General features: G+C 42.2%; 1 protein-coding gene and 1 pseudogene. One reads left to right on the top strand and one right to left on the bottom strand.

The window, feature by feature from the left end:
- A pseudogene (locus A3762_RS22475) lies at nucleotides 1–367 on the bottom strand (hypothetical protein); the annotation flags it as partial.
- A gap of 375 nt (nucleotides 368–742) precedes the next feature.
- Here A3762_RS22475 and A3762_RS22470 point away from each other — a divergent pair.
- A partial coding sequence (locus tag A3762_RS22470; protein WP_156493677.1) for a hypothetical protein occupies nucleotides 743–963 on the top strand: 221 nt, incomplete at its 3' end.

The following is a 963-nucleotide window of genomic DNA, read 5'->3' as shown; positions in this document are numbered from 1 at the left end:
TGATGAGTACGGTATCTCCATACACATTGGAGCGTACGGTGAGTTTTCCGCTAATCGCAACTGGTGTTGCAGGTGTTGCTACAGGCGGAGCTGTTTTAGGTGTCTGCGTAGAAGCTGTTGATGGAACTTGATCAGCGAAGATTGGAGCGTCATCGGAATCACTGACTACGATGTTCTCATCAGTTTCAACCGAGCTTTCTGGTTCTGGTTTTTCTGACTCAAGTTCTGGTTCGACTAATTCTTCAGCAACTTGTGGTACTTCAGAAGTGCTCGCAGCATTAGTGTCGTGTAAATGAACGATACCTGCGCTTGCTAAGAGAAGGGCGAGTAAAAAATTGATGAACAATAAAGGTCTAATATCGACCATGAATGGGTCCTGTTTTAGCGTTTACACACTCGACTAACTCGAGACTACGTTTGTGTTTGGCTACGTCTAATGCATTGCTTTGGTTTGGCCAACAAAAATGAGTAGGTCTTTGTACTCCTCACATTAATTGGAGTCTAGACATAAAGTATTGATTTTGCTTGTTAACTGCGGGGTTTTGCTTGTTTTGTCACAAAACCATTGTTTTTGAGTGGTACGTATAAGCTTGGAGTTGAAGTTCGAAAAAATGTCACTATAAACGAATGCTAATAAGTCTCTGTCTCTTGCAAGATAAACACTTGCTTGTCACAGTGTTAATCTTCACAGCTTAATTCAATCAACAGTTCAGTCTGGCCAACCATAAGGTGTTAATGATCAATGAGCCACCCGCAATTTGAATTTGTAAGAAAACAACGTATTGAATCTCTCGCCGTAGATGCTGAAGAGTACGTGCACAAAGGCACCGGAGCACGACATTTACACTTTGCTTCAGAGAACGATGAGAATGTTTTCTTGGTAGGACTAAAGACTGTTCCGACTGACAATACAGGTGTGGCGCATATCCTTGAGCACACTGCATTGTGTGGTAGCGAAAAATA

The sequence above is a fragment of the Oleiphilus sp. HI0125 genome, from assembly GCF_001635355.1.
This window is presented reverse-complemented; position numbering and strand designations above follow the sequence as displayed.